The sequence below is a fragment of the Photorhabdus aegyptia genome (assembly GCF_000612035.1).
GTDB classification, from domain to species: Bacteria; Pseudomonadota; Gammaproteobacteria; order Enterobacterales; family Enterobacteriaceae; genus Photorhabdus; species Photorhabdus akhurstii.
In genome coordinates, this window is sequence record NZ_JFGV01000011.1 from 39030 (window position 1) to 57821 (window position 18792).

An 18792-nucleotide genomic window follows, 5' to 3' on the forward strand; every position below is an offset into this window, starting at 1 on the left:
CATTGAGGAACCCATCAGGGTTCCCCTCTTGCTACAACATCATCATGCCTTTACGTTATCAATTCGGCTGTAACGTTTACCATCCGGGCTGACAGAACGGATTAACACATCACCTCTCACTCTTGGGCGTTTATGGTTGTTATAAACTTCCCAGTTACGACCGCCATCAGTCGAATACTGAATGACCAATCCAGGCAGAGCAACATTAGCCCGCAAAATGCCACGTTTTACCTTAGCCCCCGGAACCGGTAAACGGTAAGCAATGCCTGCTTTATCCAGTTTACTCAGTTCACGTTGCCCTATCAGGTTAGCGAATCGAGTCCAGTCACGATTAAGCGCATCTACATCGACTTTATACGTTTCTCCCCGCTTATATGTCTGACCCGGAACATAATCCAGTTCCCAACCGGCCCGGTGCCATGCTCGTTCTGCCAGCGGCAACAAGCGCGGATAAATCATATATTCCATCTGCTCATCAGTACGAACCGTTTCACTCCATCCTTGACCTGAAAGCCCATAAGCGCCCGGCCACGGTTTATCACTTTTCGCACGGAATGCATTACCATCACGGTCAACGGAAGTTTCAGCATTTTGTGGCATGTTATTAGGCGCAAAACTAAAGATCTTAGCTTCATCGTTAAAACGGGCCGCCCAATAATAGCCACGCTCCTGTGGATGAACTTCATATGGCATATCCAGATAAATATAATCTGGATTAGATATCACCACTTCATAGCCCTTATTTGCCCAATCATTGACTGAATCAAAACCGCCATCGTAGAGAGTATCCCAGAAATTCACTCCAACACGTTTAGTGGCAAACTCTTTAGCACTGCCAGCATGTTTTAAACCATCCTGCCACGCCTGCATCCTCTCGATACCATTAGCGTTCACAATTTTGCTTACTTCAATTGCGAAATAACTGGCAATATGATCAATATCTTTCACAACACCCTGTTCTATCAACTTCTGACAAACCTGAGATTTAGACCACGGTTTATCTTCCGCACTTTTATCAATGATGCCCTTACCCGGTACGATAGGACCATTTTTATCCTGGAATCCATCTCCCAAACGGATATTCTTCGCCTCATCTCCGCCGAAATGCCAGGTCTCCAATGGTGAGCCAGCAGCTTTATGCATAGCGGCAATTTCACCTATGACTTTCTCAACAAACCGTTTTGAAGAATCCATACACGGATTTAAATAACTGCGACGATCATAGAGCTGAACAGAGGTTGCTCTGGTGGTATCCGCTGGGTCCAGCAAACGATACTCATTCGCTCCTTTCACATTCCCCTGAGCGATCAATTTCTTATAACGGGCTTCCATAGAAACAACGGCGGCACGAGCATGGGCAGGCATATCAATTTCAGGAATAACATCGATATAACGCGCTTTGGCATATTTCAGAATATCAATATAGTCTTGACGACTGAAATACCCGCTACCCATATTGTTGTTATCAGGACCTGAACCCAGTTGTGGCAACAAACATTGAGTTTCATCTAAATCATGACACCGCTGGCTGCCGACTTCCGTCAACTCAGGTAATCCAGGAATTTCCAAACGCCAACCTTCATCATCAGTCAGATGAATATGGAATTTATTCAACTTGTAACTTGCCATTTGGTCAAGCAAACGCAGAACGGCCTGTTTACTGTGGAAATTACGCCCTACATCAAGGAGAACCCCACGATATTCAAAGCGGGGCGCATCTTTTGCCGCCAAAGTAGCAATCTTCCTATCGCCATCAACAGGAATTAATGACAACAGAGATTGAAGGCCGTAAAACACCCCAGATTGGTCAAAAGCAACAATTTGCGCCCCATTCTGGGTAATATTCAGACGGTAAGCCCCTTTAACCTGCCAATCACCAGTAAAATCTGAAGAGACAATTTGGGTCGCAACGGGATAACCACTATTCTCTAATTTAATTCCTTGATCAGTAAAACGTTTTCTGACAAGAATAACTGCCTCGTCATTTAAACCACCTAATTCCAGTCTCACTCCGCCAGATAAATCAACATCCTCGGTAAAAATCTGAACCTCTTTTGGTGTCGGGATAATTTGCCCACGCAATTTTTCTGATCCAACCTTTTTGACCTGCAAGTTTTTCATATAACGATTTTCAGGCGTCATCAGAATATTGTTATCTGTCTGCGTGCGTTTCCACTGATCGCCGGTAAAAGCAGATAAAAATTGGCTCAGATCTTCTGTATCCGTATTAACAAGTACTTTAGGTTTCGCGTCACCCGACGTTGCATACCAGCGGGGCAGAAAATCAGTACTGTAAATCTGCCAGTATTCTCCAATAAGCGGCAGTTTTACCTGCTCATTAACTTTAATGCCGGTGAATTTTTCGGTTGGCTCCAGTCTATGTAAATCGCCCGTGATACGTGTGATTTTGAACTGTTCATTATCCACACTCAGAACCTGGCGGATACTGTGGAAATAAATCGCCCAGTCAGAAGAGTCAATCGCCTGACTACCATTGGTTAAAGTAATATCCACTCGATTACATTTAGCCCAATCTGCCCCCAGTACCGCACAGTTAACGCCGTGATCTCCCGCCTGATTATCAACAACCTTATAATTAACTTTTAATTGACTCAGTGCATCAACCACTTGTTGAGCTGTTTGGGAAGCATATACAGAGCCTATAAGTCCAACTGTTGCAGTCAGTGCTGCTAATGTATGCAATTTAAATTTCTTCATTATTACCTCTTTCAAACACAAAAGTTATGTAAGGTAAGCCGCTGCTCAGAAACACTAAGAGCAACAACAACGAGCCATGAGAAGACAATAAATGACTTGATGACGTTGAATTTAATCTCTTTCTCACTTTAGAAAAATAAATGCCAATCTTGCGCATATGTAACCATAAAATTACTGCTAAAAATGTAAATCGATTTATAAAATAAAAAACCTTACATTAAGAAAGAAAATTAAAATCACTTAATCAACATCTATAAAGACTATTTTTCACATCATGAATTATCAATGAAAAAAAAGAAATTTTTTGTAAAACATGACAGAGAACACATTACAAAGAAACACGAGGCAAGTTATATACATCATTGATATAAAAATAAAAAATAATACAAAACCGAAAGATTAACAATATGAAAAACGTACTAAAAAATAGATTGATTAATACATCTATTTTCCAACTAAAATAGATGTAAAATTATTTATCAATGATAATATTTAAAAAAATAAACTATCAGTTGTGATTTTTTATATTATAGACAATAGTTAAACAATCCGGATTCAATTTAATAAAAACTCAGTAATTGAGGTGAAACCCCTATTTTTCTCAGAATTAAATTAGAGAAAATTAATACATATAAAATACCGGGATATTGCTAATAAGCTTTTATCCCGGTTAAATCATTATCTGTTTTTAAGTACAATCTATACAACCTATATTTACTTGAATTTAAAGCTCTTCACGAACAGCAAGACCTAAGTTTTGCAACATTGGCGCATTCTCACATGCAATATAGAATACTTCATCAATAGCACTACTGTTAACATGTTGATGCCATGCCCACACAGGCACATATATCGCATCACCGGCTTTCCATGAAACATGTTGTTCACCAATGAGTGAATACCCTTCACCATCAACAATATATATTATGGTTTCATAACTGTGTCTATGTTTACGGGTTGATTGTCCAGGTTGTAATCCTCCCAGAGTCATACTGAGAACTTTACTGGGTAAATTAACCATAGCCACTTTATGGCGCCTTTCATTTGAGAAACTCAAATCTTGACTCAATTCAGAATTCAATACATCTTCATGAATCAATTTAGCAGGCTTATCTTCAATTAATTCTCCGGGAACTTTGCCAAAGTCTCCAGATGAGAAAAACGTTTCTTTCACTATAATTACCTCCAATATTGTAGCTTATTGTAAAATTTGCATTCTGAAATAACATTCGCAATACTTTATTTTACAAAGATCTTAGTCATCATTTCTGTCTATACATCTATTAATTCTGAAAAAATAGCAAGCAATCACATCAAAATTACCGATAAATTCTTTAATAATATTAAACTGCATCATTCCGCATAATAGTAATAACAATGGTGGTTGAACTATATTATCGTTCTATGCACCCCACTCTTTCCACAGATGCGCCTCCCTTAATGCGCTAATACCAGCACCCCAAAAAATCATCTCTTATTTACCTGCCGACAATTTTATCCAATATTGAACCTATGTTGTCAGGAACCTTATCACCTCTCCAAGCAATATATTGGTCTGGCCTCACTAACAGTAGCCTGATTTGATATAATTGCCAAGCATCGTGACCGGGAAGATCAATAATCTTGACCGGAATTTTACGTTGATATGCTTGAGCTAACAATTCAGATATATTTGGAAAATGAGATCCTACCCGCAGCAAACTAAATCCAGTGCCTAAAATATCGAACAGAGATACCCTGACGCCAGGAATAGGTGTAAGCCACAAATGTGGCAATCTCCCTCCAGGTACGCTACTCGGTTTATAATTAAGCCAATCATCATCCGGTACTGGATCGCTATTAATAATATGAGGAGAGTTATTATATCGGGCGCCAAGTTCAACACCGATAGAAGTAAATTGACAACGAAAATTACTCAGCTCAATACCAATTTTTTCACGCGCCAAATCACCCGCAGAATCCGCATCTTCCAGATTCTCAGGCACGTATAGTGATGCTGTCTGCCGGGTATAAGAGCGTGCAGCGGCAGTATTTCTCAATGCAATTGGGCGACGCTCGCTTTCATAAGAATCCATTAGCGCATTGCCCGCCCAACCATTTATAGACGCAACAATTTTCCAGGCTAAATTGCTAGCATCGTCGATCCCCGTATGCATGCCAAAACCACCAGTAGGCGAAAATAAGTGAATAGAATCGCCTGCTAAATATACCCTACCCTCAGAATATTTATTAGCAACGAGAGCAACACCACCTTTCCATATCGTATTGCCAAGGACTAATATCTCAACATCTGAACCGATTCCTGCCTGCGCTATGCGAATAACTTCCGAATCATCGATAACTTTCCCATCTTTACTTTGGGTCACAAATAAAAAATCATCTTCACCGTCTAAGCAGATAAACAACATATGCTTCCCAGGTGAGATAATATGGTACATCAAGGATTTTTTGTCTCGTAATAATCCTTGATGAATTCCTGGAACCCGGATATAGCTGGAAACCATTCCACCTGTTAGAAAACCTGCCTTAGCTTCAACTGTTCCTTCGTATGCGATACCAAGCTTAGATCGAACAAAGCTCTGCCCGCCATCGCACCCAACCATATATGCCGCCTGCCAGACTTCATTAGCATATTTTCCATCAACATGCTCCGCATAAAGTTTTACTTTGTCTTGATACTGGATAAAATCTTTAACACGCCAACCATATCTTATTGTAATATTCGGACGACTCCTTGCATGTTGTAACAAAAACCGTTCAGCATACATTTGATTTACACGTAATATGGGCTCTGGTACCTGATCTGTCGAAGCCGCATTGTCGCGCATAGCCATTTTCTGCATTTCCGACGGTAAGGAGATCCGTGCAAGTTCCCACCCATTAAACTTGGTAAAATATGACGAATCCAAAGGGAACTCTTTTGGCAATCCTAATGACCGAATAGGCTGAGATATACCTACACGACGATAATGCTCCATAATACGGGCACTATGGGTAGTGCCTTTAGGTTGCCATCGAGTTTCTTCCTCCAAATTAAAGATAACGGAACGAACACCATATAAATCTAGGAATAAAGCCAACATCAGGCCAACGGGACCACCACCAACAATGGCAACAGGTGATACAGAAATATTTTCCGAAGTCAAAATATATTCTCCTTAATAAGGATTTATAGCAATAAACATTTCAGGCCAAAGATATCAATTAAAAATTTTTGTATGTTTTTGAATTATCGTCTTTTCTTCTCTCTTCATATAGAAAAATAGTTATAATCATGCTTTATGAATTATTCATTAAACATTATTTTATTTCCCTAACAGCTAGCCCCCACAAGCCTCTTTGCCTATAAATTGAGATACTTACCTTGTTACTTTCTTAAGAAAACATTTATATGTTATATCTTCTGGATTGTTAAGCGTATAATCAGTTTCTTCTCGAAAAAAGTCACTTTCAAGAATAAACGGAAGATTATAATTCAAAAAAATAGCATCAAAGTTTTCACTATTTTCTAATATTTCATATATATTGCCATTTCTCACAGAAACGAATTATGTCGCATTATACTAAACAAGGTATAGTTCATCGTTTCTTCAATATCATAAGCAACAAATGGACAATATTCCTCTAATGCTATCATGGCAACAATAACTCTTACGCTGTAACCTAATTCCAAAAAAGAGGCAGCTTAAATTCTTAGTAAAAATACCGGTGGGCTGAAAATGAGTTGGTGGGAACACATCTTTGTGAATGTTAAAGAACCGCTCCATACGTTCAAACTCAGAAACATCGGGAGATTCAACAAGAATCAATTTTTCTTACAACTTTGATAATAGCATTCTCATGAAAAACTCAATTCATAATATATTACCTTACTTATAATCAATTCTAATTACTGGATATGTAATTAGCGGTTTTTAGAATCCTATATGAAACTTTTTTATTTCTTTAATATTTATCAAGAATTTTAGCAGAAATACTCCTTAACTTATGTTTCATAATTTTACTTATCGTCCTCATAGAAATTTTATCAAAGCTATTAACAACCACCACACATTCTCTAATATAGTATTTCTTCTCAGACTTTTCCAATATTAGTTACATAATTTGTTGTCCAACAATATTTACATTTAAAGTTAACTTTCCATTCAATAGAATAGTCAATGATTAATTTCTTTTTTTATTTTTGATATCATATGAATTCAACGCAATAATTATTACGTTATATATGATCGCAAACGTTTGTATTGTTTCTTTCACCATAAATATATCTATCAACACTTTATGCTGATATTTCACCACTAGAAACCATATCAAGTACTTTTGCTGCACATGTCATTATGACGCAAAGTATCTCAATCACATTCGGATAAAAGCGTTACATCTGTATTTACCCCAATATTGCTTTGATATAGTTCATTAAGCATCGCAATGCGAAAACGCACCATTTCTTCACCCACTGCAATAACATCCACCCTCCGGTAAGGTTTCTCCTCAATCATCCGATCAATAATTTTCCTCATCGCAATGGCATGATCTTCATCTTCTTCAACATGGATTCTAAAGAAATGCAATGCATCATCAGGTGCCTTTATGAATTGCAAAGCATCCAAAATTGGGCCATAAACCAAAGGTACAATCGCCTCAGCTCCTAAACACAGTGCCGCAAGCCCTCTTAGAGAATCATCACTGCGGCAGTGGCGAAACATAGCATCAATCAGTTGCTGAGTGCTGTTAAGAATCGGATCACTTTTAGGAACAGCGTTAATAGCTGCCATCGCCTTTTTATATAACTCTGCGTGAGATATCTTTGCAGCATCGGTTCCTGTTAGCTCTTCCAACAAATTGTGAGAAAGCAACACAAAATCTTTTTGGTCTGCTAAACCTCCCATCAATGAACAGAGATAGCGGGTAAAATATTGTGAATAATGATGGTGCTGGATCATAAATTTTCTTAATAAATTCTGCTCCACCTGTCCAGAGCGGCAAGCGACCAGAAATATATTTGAATTAAGCTCCTCCAATAACTCTTTAGAGAAAACGTCTTCCCATAGTGGAGATAAAAAATAACCGGTTTCTTTTCTAAGTTTGTTTTGAGTGTTGATAGCGAGTTCCATAATAAACCCTTTTAGTAACATTCAACCGATGAAATAGATGATATATAGGCTCTTCTCAAGCCAAAAATAGTCGTTCTATGTTTATGCAATCCTATCAGTCTGTTAGCACAGATTGTCGCAATACCGTAGGTAAGAATATAAATGTTAATGGCCAAACTCAGCTCTACTGTGCTCCCATTACGCACGGTATTCAAAGGAATGACCACGGTCATAAGACAAGACGAGTGAAATTTTATTTACACTCGATCCCGTATCTATTTTGGTTTTCATGACCATTTCGATTTTCGCCCTTAAATATGTACTGTGCATCGCTATATGGCAGCGAAAGCAAAATGAATTTTATTTCATACTACAGATTCGCTAATAGTGGATAAATAGACCTAAAATCACTTCTGAAGTGACTTTCTTGTCACCAATAGTGACCTAAAAAAATCCCAGGAGGCCAAATGAATAATTTGAGTGGATTTATAATCTTCATCCATGTAGCCGAAGCTCGTAGCTTCGCGACAGCAGCCCGGCAACTCGGACTCTCTCCTTCGTCCGTTAGCAAAAGCATATCCCGCTTAGAAGAGAAATTAGGTGTCCGCCTGCTCCAACGTAGCACACGTAGTGTCAGTTTGACGGCTGAAGGCACACTGTTCCTTGAGCGCTGCAAACGTATCCTGGACGAGATTTCCACTGCGGAACATGAACTATTAAGCTCCATCTCTGCCCCTCAAGGCCGCCTGCGAGTAAGTTTGCCATCGCTCAGTAACCTGATGTTGCCCGTATTATCCGCTTTTGCCACCTGTTACCCACAGATAGAGCTAGAACTGGATTTTAGTGATCGATTAGTTGATGTTATCGATGAAGGGTTCGATGCTGTGGTTCGCACCGGAGAACTCAACGATTCACGACTCATGAATAAACGTATAGGGTCTAGCCGTCTTGTCTATGTTGGCGCTCCAAGCTATTTTGCACAACACGGTAAACCATCACATCCCGGAGAGTTATTACACCACGCCTGTTTGATGCACCGTTTTCCCACTACCGGCCTGTTGGAGAAATGGCCTTTGCGCTCAGGAACATCCGAAGTAGACATTCATCTCCAAGCAAAGATAACCAGCAATCACGTCGAAACATTGCTACACATGGCGATCCAAGGTCACGGCATCGCCTGTTTGCCTGATTTTACCGTTAAACAAGCCTTGGTTAGCGGTGAATTGTTAACCATCCTGGATAAGTGGGCGGGTACTTCAAGCACTTTCCGTGTTCTCTGGCCATCTAACCGTTGGGTATTACCTAAAGTCAGAGCTTTTGTCGATTTCATGGCAGATAATTTATTCCCAAAAGATAAATAAAATATTTATCAACAACTTATAGAGGTGTTTACGTATGAATTAATACTTTTGATTTTATCCTGTAATCCTGATAACCCGTTTACCCATAGCTTAGCTTTCTCTAGTAATGACAAATTTAGCCATAAAAAAACTGCACCTCATGCTGGATTAAATGTCCAACTTGTGAGGTACAGTTCATTATCTTAATTAATCCTGAGAAATTTTTGCCCAGGTATCACGCAGACCAACGGTACGGTTAAATACCAAATTTTCGGCGCTGGAATGACAACTATCAGCACAGAAATAACCTTCACGCTCAAACTGATAAGTTTGTTCTGGTTTAGCATCAGCTAAACTTGGCTCCACAAAGCCCTGACGAATCACTAGCGACTCTGGGTTAATTGTCGCCAGAAAATCATCTTCCGCCCCTGGGTTTGGTACGCTGAACAGACGATCATACAGACGGAATTCCGCAGGAACTGTATGAGCCGCGCTAACCCAATGAATAACACCTTTCACTTTCCGACCATCCGCTGGATCTTTATTCAACGTTTGATCATCGTAGCTGCAATAGATCGTCGTGATATTATCGTCAGCATCTTTCTCAACGCGCTCCGCTTTGATGATATAAGCGTTACGCAGACGGACTTCTTTACCCAATACCAGACGCTTATATTGACGGTTCGCTTCTTCACGGAAATCTGCCCGGTCAATGTAGATCTCACGGCCAAATGGTACTTCACGGCTGCCCATCTCAGGTTTGTTCGGATGATTAGGCATACTCAAAATCTGCTCCCCTTCCGGCATGTTTTCGATCACTAATCTGACCGGATCGAGAACAGCCATTGCGCGGGGGGCATTTTCGTTCAGATCATCACGGATGCAAGATTCCAATGCTGCCATTTCCACATTGTTGTCCTGCTTGGTGACACCAATACGACGACAGAATTCACGAATAGACGCGGCAGTATAACCACGACGACGCAAGCCCGAGATCGTTGGCATACGGGGATCATCCCAACCTTCAACAATCTTATCTGTCACCAACAGATTTAGCTTACGCTTAGACATGACTGTGTATTCAAGATTCAAGCGCGAGAATTCATACTGACGCGGGTGACAATCAATAGTGATGTTTTCCAGCACCCAATCGTACAGGCGGCGGTTATCCTGGAACTCCAGCGTACACAGCGAATGTGTAATACCTTCAAGAGCATCAGAGATACAGTGGGTAAAATCGTACATTGGGTAGATGCACCATTTTTCACCGCACTGATGATGTTCTGCAAATTTAATACGGTACAAAACTGGATCACGCATCACAATGAAAGGTGATGCCATATCAATTTTGGCACGCAGACAAGCTTTACCTTCGTCAAATTCACCGGCACGCATTTTTTCGAACAACACCAAGTTTTCTTCAATACTGCGGTCACGATATGGGCTGTTTTTACCCGGTTCTTTCAACGTGCCGCGATATTCACGGATCTCTTCGGGACTCAATTGATCAACATAAGCCAGACCTTTGTTGATCAATTCAATAGCATATTGATACAGCGTATCGAAATAATTAGAAGAGTAGCGAATATCGCCGCTCCACTCAAAACCTAACCACTGAACGTCATTTTTAATAGAATCGACGTATTCAACATCTTCCTTAACTGGGTTGGTATCATCAAAACGCAGGTTACACTGGCCCTGATAATCTTTTGCAACACCAAAGTTCAGGCAGATAGATTTCGCATGACCAATATGCAGATAGCCATTGGGTTCAGGCGGAAAGCGAGTATGTACCGATGTATGTTTACCAGTTGCCAAATCTTCGTCAATTATCTGACGAATAAAGTTTGTCGGGCGGGCGTCTGCCTCACTCATTTCTTATACCTCAATAATGCAAAAATGCGTCACATAACCGCCTATAATCCAACAAGCAGTGCTGAGAAACAACCGTTTGTTCATGTAAAATGGCGATTCAGTACAAAGTTGGAGCGAAAAAACAACTCTCCGCCAAAAAAGGAACTGCTTTTATAATTTTTTACTGAGAAATAAGCATGATACTTAGCAATCCAAACCCATTTATCCATGCTTCCACAATCTCATATATAACAAATAGTTACGAAAAAACCTTTATTAAGATCGAAAAAGCACTCAACAGTGGCATAGTCAACAATACAGCATGCTTTATTTATAATTATCCGTAAAAATGAAGGAGCATTGAGTAATTTGCAATATGAAATAACTCATGAAACTATTTTCAATCAATATTTCATTCAACCATAAAAAACATTATCGAATAATAACCATCCAATTTTAAAGAATAAATAATTGACACTATGTTTGTCATAAATAACCACTTGATAAAATGAACATAAATCTATAATTTAAATTTACAGATTACCTATTAATCGATGCTTTCACTCTGTAAATATAAAAAATAATTATACATATCAAATTTACGATTGAAACACCATTAATGACATTATAAATTAAATTTTTATATATAAAAAACCAAGAATAACAATAAATTAATCTCATAATCAATTCTGATAATTCAGTATTTCACCATCATGATTTTATCTCTATTACACCACTATTCTCTAACGGGTATTTGTTTGAAAATAAATTTATAACCAAGCCAATAAAATAAACTAAAGAATAATAAAGAGTTACGTTACATACACGCATTTTAATGTTTAAACCATCGTAAATAAACAATAAAATACTTTGCAATTTATTATTAAGGTAATAATATTATCAGGTATCTTATGTGTAATAAAACTATCTAAGTATAGTATGATACACTTAATCAATCCTAATCATTCTGAATATTAAACTAGAAAATTAACACATGAAAACAATGCTCAATAATTTCATTTATTTAATAAAACACCCTAAGGGAAATAAGAATGCCAAATATAATATCAAGCAAGAAAGTAGCAGCAGCTCCAGCAGTAATAGTCATTAATGGCAACTACATATCAAATGATTATCATTCTGGTTTTAAAGTTGGAGCGACATCCTTCGCACTAAAAGTTGCTGATTATTTTACAAAAAGAAACTTACTTTCTGGTTTTATACTCTACAAAAGAGATGAATCATTAATTTCACCTAAAATAACCGAGGGTATAATTAAAGATATAAAATGTATAAATATCTTTTTTAATTTCTCTATGAAAATTTCAGACATAAGAAATATGCTGGAAAAATGTATCTCAATATTATCAATAGAAAATGATCAGACAGTTCCTGCAATAGTTTATTATCAAACAGATACATTATTATCCTATCACCCTCCCCATATACCTTGTTGTATAACGCATCATGGCCCTTTCGTAGAAGACTTTCATCAACACTATTCTCTGGAAAAGACATATGATGCTTTTGAAAATAAAAATAAGGCTCAACATCTTAATATTCAACAAATGAAAGGGATTGAGACATTAATTGATAAAAAATATTTTGTTTTCCAACATTCAAAATTACAAGGTAATTTTTTACTCAAAAAAGGAATAAACCCAGACAATATAAAAAACGTTAGCCCACCTATTTTCTTTGAAGAAAATACTGAATTGAACATAGAAAATAAATATATTAATGATTTTATTAAAATTAATAAAAATGAATTATTATTGTTTACTGCGGCAGCCAGATTAGATTATTTTAAAAATATAGAACTATTAATCAATTCAGCAGTTGATTTACTGGATAAAAGTATTCCCGTTAAAGTTTTCATTGCAGGTGATGAAGAGAGCAAAAATACCAGAAGGAATAAATTGATATCTATGGTTCCCCCCAGATATCAGTCACAGTTTTTTATATCACATAAGTTATCCCAAACAGAGTTATTCAGCGTTTTCAATAGCATAAAAAACAAATCTATTTTTGTATGTACATCACGCTATGAAACTCTTGGCATTACACCATTAGAAGCGGCATTAAATGGCGTATGCACAATCTTACCCAATTTAAATTTAATTGAAGCAGCTTCTTATTTTTCTTCAGAGTATAAATTTACATATAATATAGATTCTCTTACTGAGAAGATAATATCAATATACGAAAAAAATCTATTTACCACTAGTCAACAGTTACAATACATAAGTTCTTTAATTTCAAAAGCATACTTCGAAGATAGTATGGAAAAAGCATGGGAAGAAATCTCAATAAGTTATATATCAAACCAAAACTCTGTCTCTTAATGTCTAATCATAACACTTAGACTATCCACTAAATCAATGGGCACATACAGATGCCCATTCCTAAGACTCTTATTAATTTATCCGTTTTTCATTATCAAGTTTTATGTCACTCAATCTATTTCGATAGCTAAAAATCAAATAAATCACTATGTTAATTCAATTGAAAATCTGCATCCGTTTACTACACATGACTTAATTTATGCAATTCTAAACAATATCGCTACAGTGATCACAATTACTCACTTATGTGTAGCTTTTTATTATTTTTCAACTAAAAATAAGTTGTATTGCTGTTGTTCATAGCGAGCTATTTTTTCAATAAAACATCCTACAACTAAAGGTAAGCATTATGGGTATATTCAACTACTTGCAGCGATTGGGAAAAGCATTGATGCTTCCCATTGCTACACTTCCCGTAGCCGCGCTTTTGCTACGTTTCGGCCAACCCGACGTATTTAATATTCCTTTCATCGCCAGCGCTGGCGGTGGTATTTTCGAAAACCTCCCACTGTTATTTGCATTAGGTATCGCAGTGGGCTTAGCAAAAGATAATGCTGGCGCTGCCGCACTGGCAGGTGTAGTTGGCTTTTTAGTACTCACTAAAGCCACGTCAGTCATAGACTCGACTATCAATATGTCTTTTTTCGCCGGTATTATCGCGGGTATTGTCGCCGGTCATTGTTATAACCGTTTTTCAGATACACGCTTGCCAGAGTTTCTTGCTTTCTTCGCAGGCAAGCGATTAGTCCCTATCATGACAGGCATTATTTGTCTGTTCATTGCATGGATATGTGGCTATGTCTGGCCGTATGTCCAGCACGGTATTGATTCTTTCAGCCTGTTAGTATCAAAGAGCGGCATGGTCGGATGGTTTACTTATGGTGTACTTAACCGCTCTCTCATTCCATTTGGTTTGCACTATATCCTGCACTCTGTTTTCTGGTTTAGTCTGGGTGACTGCCTGAAAATTACTTATGATTTAGCCAGCTCTGTACATAATATCTGCCTGGCGCCGGATGTTGTCCGTTCTCTGACCATCGGCGCAGCGGTTCCAGGCATTGATGGCTCAACCATTACCCAAATAGCCACCGATATGAGCCGCGGCGACTTGAACCGTTTCTTTGCCGGTGATCCACATGCCGGAGTTTACATGGCCTGGGCTTATCCTATCTTTATGGGCGGTTTGCCCGGCGCTGCACTGGCAATGTATTTCGCAGCGCCAAAGGAACGTCGTCCTCAGATTGGCGGGATGCTATTCTCCGTCGCTTTGACAGCATTCTTAACCGGTATAACTGAACCAATAGAATTCTCATTCTTATTCCTGGCGCCAGCTTTATATGTTCTGCATGCAATATTGGCTGGCGTTAGCATGGTTATCGTCAATTCATTGGGTATTCTGCATGGTTTTGGATTCTCCGCCGGATTAATTGACCTTGTATTGAGCTGGGGTCTGGCAACCAAGCCGTGGTTGTTAATCCCATTAATCGCCTTGTTCTTTGTGCTGTATTTTGTTTGTTTCACCCTCATGATTCGTATTTTCAACTTACGTACCCCAGGCCGTGAAATTGGAGAGACAACTCAAGCGATCTCTGCCGCCCAAGATAACGAAACAATCCAACATTACATTACCGCTCTTGGTGGCGCACAAAATATTCATACGGTAGACGCCTGCATTACCCGTCTTCGCTTAACCGTTGGAGACAACACTCAATTAGATGAACACCGGTTAAAACAATTAGGTGCAAAAGGCGTCCTGAAAATAGGTAAACAGAGCGTTCAAGTTGTATTAGGTCCCCAGGCAGAAAGCATTGCCGGGCAGATACGCACTCAACTACATTCAGAGAGACCACACAAAAGGTCATAGCTAAAAACACCTTGAATTTAAAAGGGAACTCATCTCTCGTTCCCTTTTATTTTCCTTGCGAAATAAGATGGCTTAATAAGTGACAAAAACCGTAAAATTCATAACTTTTTCTATTAATTATCTGGCTATTCTTTACATCTTATTTTAAGATAAAAAATATCTTTGAGGTACAGCATATCTCTGCTCATACAAATGATTTAGTATTCGCACGATAAGAAGATTAGTTAATCAGTTAATTTATCCAACCGCTATAATTTCTTGTTTTAAGAGGCACTTATGAGGCTGATCCCCCTAACGAATGCAAGTGACGTTGGTAAATGGTCCGCACACTATATCGTTAGCAAAATCAATGCATTTAACCCTACCGCCGAGCACCCTTTTATTTTGGGGTTGCCAACCGGCAGTACACCACTGGCAACTTATAAAGAGTTAATTATTCTGCATAACGCAGGGAAAGTCAGTTTTAAACATATTGTGACATTCAATATGGACGAATATGTTGGTATCGCCGAGAATCATCCACAAAGCTACCATAGATTTATGCACCAGAATTTCTTTGATCACATTGATATTCCAAAAGAAAACATCAATCTGCTCAATGGTAATGCCTCTGATGTCGAAGCGGAATGTCAACGTTATGAAGACAAAATTAAATCTTACGGTCAAATACATCTATTTATGGGGGGTGTCGGTAACGACGGTCATATTGCCTTCAATGAACCGGCATCATCTCTGACTTCCCGTACACGCATTAAAACACTTACCGTAGAAACCCGCACAGCTAACTCCCGCTTCTTCGATAATGATATTAATCAGGTGCCTAAATACGCCCTGACCGTCGGCGTAGGCACGTTAATGGATGCAGAAGAAATTATGATCCTTGCAACAGGTCTCAATAAGGCTCAAGCCATTCAGGCGGCAATCGAGGGCAATGTCAACCATATGTGGACGATAAGCTGTCTGCAAATGCATCCTAAATCCATCATTGTTTGTGACGAACCGGCAACAATGGAATTGAAGGTAAAAACAGTCAAATATTTCCACCAACTGGAAGCAGATATTATCGGCGAATTCGCCAGCAAAAATTAACAATCTACACAGCCTGATGCCTCTCTCGCAGGCTGATTACCATCATTATCTTCAATCATCATCTCCCGATCCCATAGGAGGCTAAGATGTATGCTTTAACCAACTGCATTATATATACCGGTCACAACAGACTAGATGAGCATGCCGTTATCATTGCAGACGGCTTAATTAAACGAATTTGCCTAATACAAGAGTTACCCGAACAGATTGAAAAACGTGATCTAAATGGCGCAATTCTTTCTCCCGGCTTTATTGATCTGCAAGTTAATGGCTGTGGTGGTGTTCAGTTCAACGATCAGTTGGAAAATATTTCAGAAAAGACGCTGGATACCATGCAAAAAACCAATGAACGCTCTGGCTGTACCAGTTACTTACCCACTCTAATTACCAGCACAGACGAATTGATGATGGCCTCTGTTGAAGTCATGCGCACTTATCTTAAGCATCATCAGCATCAGGCTTTAGGTCTGCATCTGGAAGGTCCTTATCTCAATCCGGTAAAGAAAGGCACTCATAATCCAGAGTTTATCCGTAAGCCTACATCTGAAATGATAAATTTCCTGTGCGATAACGCTGATGTCATCACTAAGTTGACTCTCGCACCGGAAATGGTTGAACAAAAATATATTCAGCAGTTAGTAGAAGCCGGTATTGTCATTTCCGCCGGTCATTCAAATGCCAGTTATGAAGAGGCCCGACAGGGATTCCAAAACGGAATTACTATCTCAACCCATCTTTATAATGCCATGCCAGCTATTTCAGGCCGCCAACCCGGTTTGATTGGCGCTATCTTTGATACACCTGAAATTTATGCTGGAATCATCGCTGATGGTTTACACGTTTCATGGCCAAATATTCGTAATACCAAGCGTTTGAAAAACGATAAGTTAATTTTAGTAACAGATGCGACGGCCCCAGCCGGACTCGATCCGACCTCCTGTAAAATGGAGCATTTCACCTTCGCAGGTAAGACCATATACTATCGCAACGGATTATGTGTTGATCAAAACGGCGTTCTAAGTGGCTCTTCTCTCACTATGATAGATGCCGTTAAAAATAGCGTTGAACATGTTGGTATTGCACTAGATGAAGCACTGAGGATGGCAACTCTCTACCCTGCTCGCGCAATTGGCGTTGATAAATATCTTGGCGCCGTTGAAACCGGGAAAATCGCTAACCTCACTGTTTTCAGTCACGACTTTAAAATCTGCAAGACCATCGTTAACGGAAAAGAAACTGAACTTTGACGGACTAAATAGCTGATGAGTTATAACAACACACAAAAACAAATTGGTAATATTGACCTTGTGAAGCAACTTAACGGAGCCGTGGTATATCGGCTGATTGATCAACAAGGGCCAATCTCTCGCATTCAAATTGCTGAACAAAGTCAACTTGCGCCAGCCAGTGTGACTAAAATTACTCGTCAGTTACTCGAACGGGGCTTGATTAAAGAGGTCGATCAACAAGCCTCTACCGGAGGCCGCCGCGCCATTTCCATCGTTACAGAAAATCGTCACTTCCACACTATCGGTGTCCGCCTTGGCCGCCATGATGCTACTCTCGCTCTTTATGATATGAGCGGCAGGGCCTTGGTTGAAGAACATTATCCACTGCCTGAAGCGACTCAGCAAAAAGTTGAAAACCAGCTCATCAACGCAATAGAAAACTTTATTCAACAAAATCAACGCAGAATACGCGAACTCATCGCCATTTCAGTTATCCTGCCCGGATTAGTTGACCCCGATACCGGCATCGTCCGTTATATGCCTCATATTAAAGTGACTCACTGGACTCTGGTCGATAATTTGAAAAAGTATTTCAACATTACCTGTTTTGTGGGTCATGATATTCGCAGTTTGGCATTAGCTGAACACTATTTCGGCGCTACCCGTGATTGTGAAGATTCAATATTGGTACGTATCCATCGAGGTACCGGCGCCGGGGTGATTATCAATAACCAGATACTTCTCAATAATAGAGGAAACTTAGGTGAAATTGGCCATATTCAAATTGATCCACTCGGTGAGCGTTGTCACTGCGGCAATTTTGGCTGCCTGGAAACTATCGCCGCTAACTCAGCGATAGAAGCGCGAGTTCAGCATCAATTAAAGCAAGGTTTTCCAAGCCAGCTAACATTGAATAATTGCAATATCAGAGCTATCTGCCAAGCCGCTAATCAAAATGATCCATTAGCCTCTGAAGTGATAAAAAGCGTCGGCCATCACCTCGGCAAAGCCATCTCTATCGCGATTAATTTATTTAACCCACAGAAGGTTGTGCTGGCGGGAGAAATTACTGAAGCTCAGAAAGTGCTCTTACCCGCTATTCAAAGTTGTATCAACTCTCAGGTTTTGAAAGAATTTCGTCAAGATCTGCCAATCGTGGTTTCTGAATTAGTCCACTGTTCTGCTATTGGCGCCTTCGCTCTGACTAAACGTGCTATGCTTAATGGTGTCCTGTTACAACACTTACTCGAAGGGTAATGT

The 18792-nt window shown here is 39.2% G+C and carries 11 protein-coding genes; 6 read left to right on the forward strand and 5 right to left on the reverse strand.

What is annotated here, in order from left to right; all coding sequences use genetic code 11:
* Nucleotides 1–42: 42 nt before the first annotated feature.
* From BA1DRAFT_RS04940 to BA1DRAFT_RS04955, 4 genes are all read right to left on the reverse strand, one after another.
* On the reverse strand, nucleotides 43–2718 hold the full coding sequence (locus tag BA1DRAFT_RS04940) for a beta-N-acetylhexosaminidase (RefSeq protein WP_036776680.1): 2676 nt from the start codon (nucleotides 2716–2718) through the stop codon (nucleotides 43–45).
* Nucleotides 2719–3442: 724 nt separating this feature from the next.
* Complete coding sequence (locus BA1DRAFT_RS04945; protein ID WP_036776681.1) at nucleotides 3443–3892, reverse strand: cupin domain-containing protein; 450 nt, start codon at nucleotides 3890–3892, stop codon at nucleotides 3443–3445.
* Between the two features lie 304 nt (nucleotides 3893–4196).
* Nucleotides 4197–5864, reverse strand: coding sequence for an FAD-dependent oxidoreductase (locus BA1DRAFT_RS04950; RefSeq protein WP_160169990.1), 1668 nt, complete (start codon nucleotides 5862–5864; stop codon nucleotides 4197–4199).
* Nucleotides 5865–7070: 1206 nt separating this feature from the next.
* Nucleotides 7071–7832 (reverse strand): iron-containing redox enzyme family protein, encoded by a 762-nt coding sequence (locus BA1DRAFT_RS04955; RefSeq protein WP_051560666.1) that lies wholly within the window; start codon nucleotides 7830–7832, stop codon nucleotides 7071–7073.
* A gap of 446 nt (nucleotides 7833–8278) precedes the next feature.
* On the opposite strand from BA1DRAFT_RS04955, the gene BA1DRAFT_RS04960 reads away from it, so the two are divergent.
* Nucleotides 8279–9172, forward strand: a complete 894-nt coding sequence (locus BA1DRAFT_RS04960) for a LysR family transcriptional regulator (RefSeq protein ID WP_036776691.1) — start codon at nucleotides 8279–8281, stop codon at nucleotides 9170–9172.
* Nucleotides 9173–9358: 186 nt separating this feature from the next.
* On the opposite strand, the gene glnS is transcribed toward BA1DRAFT_RS04960, so the two are convergent.
* On the reverse strand, nucleotides 9359–11026 hold the full coding sequence (gene glnS, locus BA1DRAFT_RS04965; RefSeq protein WP_036776692.1) for a glutamine--tRNA ligase: 1668 nt from the start codon (nucleotides 11024–11026) through the stop codon (nucleotides 9359–9361).
* 1031 nt (nucleotides 11027–12057) lie between these two features.
* Here glnS and BA1DRAFT_RS04970 point away from each other — a divergent pair.
* The 5 genes from BA1DRAFT_RS04970 (at nucleotide 12058) to nagC (ending at nucleotide 18789) form a co-directional block, all read left to right on the forward strand.
* Nucleotides 12058–13350, forward strand: a complete 1293-nt coding sequence (locus BA1DRAFT_RS04970; RefSeq protein WP_036776693.1) for a glycosyltransferase — start codon at nucleotides 12058–12060, stop codon at nucleotides 13348–13350.
* 349 nt (nucleotides 13351–13699) lie between these two features.
* Entirely contained in the window at nucleotides 13700–15214 is a 1515-nt protein-coding gene (gene nagE / locus BA1DRAFT_RS04975) for an N-acetylglucosamine-specific PTS transporter subunit IIBC (protein WP_036776695.1), read from the forward strand.
* A 276-nt stretch (nucleotides 15215–15490) separates the two neighbouring features.
* Entirely contained in the window at nucleotides 15491–16303 is an 813-nt protein-coding gene (gene nagB, locus BA1DRAFT_RS04980; RefSeq protein ID WP_036776696.1) for a glucosamine-6-phosphate deaminase, read from the forward strand.
* Nucleotides 16304–16389: 86 nt separating this feature from the next.
* Nucleotides 16390–17550, forward strand: coding sequence for an N-acetylglucosamine-6-phosphate deacetylase (gene nagA, locus BA1DRAFT_RS04985; RefSeq protein WP_036776700.1), 1161 nt, complete (start codon nucleotides 16390–16392; stop codon nucleotides 17548–17550).
* Between the two features lie 15 nt (nucleotides 17551–17565).
* Nucleotides 17566–18789 (forward strand): DNA-binding transcriptional regulator NagC, encoded by a 1224-nt coding sequence (nagC, locus tag BA1DRAFT_RS04990; protein WP_036776702.1) that lies wholly within the window; start codon nucleotides 17566–17568, stop codon nucleotides 18787–18789.
* Nucleotides 18790–18792: the final 3 nt, after the last annotated feature.